The sequence below is a fragment of the Pseudomonas sp. genome (assembly GCF_050739995.1).
Taxonomy (GTDB): domain Bacteria; phylum Pseudomonadota; class Gammaproteobacteria; order Pseudomonadales; family Pseudomonadaceae; genus Aquipseudomonas.
The window spans coordinates 1-1986 of the sequence record NZ_JBOICG010000206.1 but is presented as its reverse complement, the minus strand read 5'-3'; the positions used below and the strand labels follow the sequence as shown (position 1 = coordinate 1986).

Annotated in this window: 3 protein-coding genes; all 3 read left to right on the top strand. The window is 55.8% G+C overall.

The genetic code is table 11. The features are described 5' to 3' along the window. On the top strand, positions 1-200 hold a 200-nt coding region (locus ACRESD_RS07200), incomplete at its 5' end, for a cytochrome o ubiquinol oxidase subunit IV (RefSeq protein ID WP_431750294.1). Positions 201-211: 11 nt separating this feature from the next. Beyond that, the gene (cyoE, locus tag ACRESD_RS07195; protein ID WP_034100500.1) at positions 212-1099 is read left to right on the top strand and encodes a heme o synthase; all 888 of its coding nucleotides are present in this window, start codon (positions 212-214) and stop codon (positions 1097-1099) included. A gap of 103 nt (positions 1100-1202) precedes the next feature. Then, the gene (gene queC / locus ACRESD_RS07190) at positions 1203-1901 is read left to right on the top strand and encodes a 7-cyano-7-deazaguanine synthase QueC (protein ID WP_431750293.1); all 699 of its coding nucleotides are present in this window, start codon (positions 1203-1205) and stop codon (positions 1899-1901) included. Positions 1902-1986 lie beyond the last annotated feature (85 nt).

Below are 1986 nucleotides of genomic sequence, written 5' to 3'. Positions count from 1 at the left end.
CGATCACCTTGATGATCGTGCTGGCATTCGCGGTGATTCAGGTTCTGGTTCACCTGGTGTACTTCCTGCACCTGGATCGTTCCAAAGAACAGCGCGATAACGTGGTTGCGTTCGTGTTCGCAGGGATAGTAATCGTGCTGCTGGTTGGCCTGTCGATATGGATCATGTTCAGCATCCATACGTTCATGATGGCGAAGTGAGGTAAGACCCGATGTCGCTTAAGCACTTTATCCAAATCACCAAACCGGGGATCATTTTCGGTAACGTGCTTTCTGTGGCGGGCGGTTTCTTCCTGGCCTCCAAGGGACATGTCGATCTGGCCATCTTCCTGGCTGCAATGATCGGCACGTCCCTGGTGGTTGCTTCCGGTTGTGTGTTCAACAACTGCATCGACCGTGACATCGATATCAAGATGGAGCGCACCAAGAACCGCGTGCTGGTCCAGGGCCTCATCTCCCTGAAACTGGCACTGGTCTACGCGACCGTCCTGGGTGTTGCCGGTGTGGCCCTGTTGTACAAGGTGGCCAACCCGTTGGCGGCGCTGTTTGCCGTGATCGGCTTTGTTATCTACGTCGGCCTCTACAGCCTGTACCTCAAGCGCAAGTCGGTTCACGGCACGCTGGTGGGCAGTCTGTCGGGGGCGATGCCGCCGGTGATTGGTTATGTGGCTGTGACCAATAGCTTCGACATGGCCGCGCTGACGCTATTGGTGATGTTCAGCCTGTGGCAGATGCCGCATTCCTACGCCATCGCGATTTTCCGCTTCAATGACTACCTGGCTGCGTCGATCCCGGTTCTGCCGGTCAAGCGTGGCATCCAGGTGGCCAAGAAACACATCCTGCTCTACATCCTGGCCTTCCTCGTGGCGACCTTGATGTTGACCTTCAGTGGCTACGCCGGCATGAGCTACCTCGCCGTTGCCGCCGCCATGGGCATGTACTGGTTGTACATGGCCTGGACCGGCTACAAGGCGGTGGATGACACCGTCTGGGCGCGCAAGCTGTTCGTGTTCTCGATCTTCACCATCACCGCGCTGAGCGTGATGATGTCCCTGGATTTCCAAGTGCCGAAAGAGCTGTTGCTGACTTACGCACACTGAGTCTTTGAGTCATGAAAAACCCCGCCTTCGAAAGAAGCGCGGGGTTTTTTATGGCTGGGCCTTTAAACTATTCCCACATTCTACAAATGCAGGAAGCGCACCGATGAGTAAAAAAGCCGTGATGGTCTTCAGTGGCGGGCAGGATTCGACGACCTGTCTGATCCAGGCATTGCCCCTGTATGACGAAGTGCACTGCATTACCTTCGATTATGGTCAGCGCCATGTGGCGGAAATCGAAGTCGCGCAAAAACTGGCCAAACAACTGGGCGCCACCGTTCATAAAGTGATGGATGTGTCCTTGCTTAACGAGTTGGCCATCAGCAGCCTGACCCGCGACAACATCCCGGTGCCGACCGTGAACAGTTCGGGTGAGAGCTTGCCCAGCACTTTTGTGCCAGGGCGCAATATTCTGTTCCTGACCCTGGCGTCGATCTACGCCTATCAGGTGAAAGCTGAAGCTGTGATTACCGGTGTGTGCGAAACCGACTTCTCGGGTTACCCCGATTGCCGCGATGAGTTCGTCAAGGCACTGAACAAGGCGCTGGAACTGGGCATGGAATACAAACTGCGCCTGGACACCCCGTTGATGTGGCTGAACAAGGCAGAAACCTGGGCCCTGGCCGACTATCACAATCAGTTGGACTTGGTGCGTGAGCAGACCCTGACTTGCTACAACGGCGTCATCGGCACAGGTTGCGGCAATTGCGACGCGTGTAATCTGCGGGCTCGGGGCTTGAACGAGTACCTGCAGAACAAAGCGGGAGTGATGAGCAGCCTGAAGCAGAAGTTGCAGTTGAGCTAGCGTGTAGGGGCGCAAGCTGTACTCGGTCAAAATGTGGGAGCGGGCTTGCTCGCGAATGCGGTATGTCAGTTAAAGATGGCTTGAC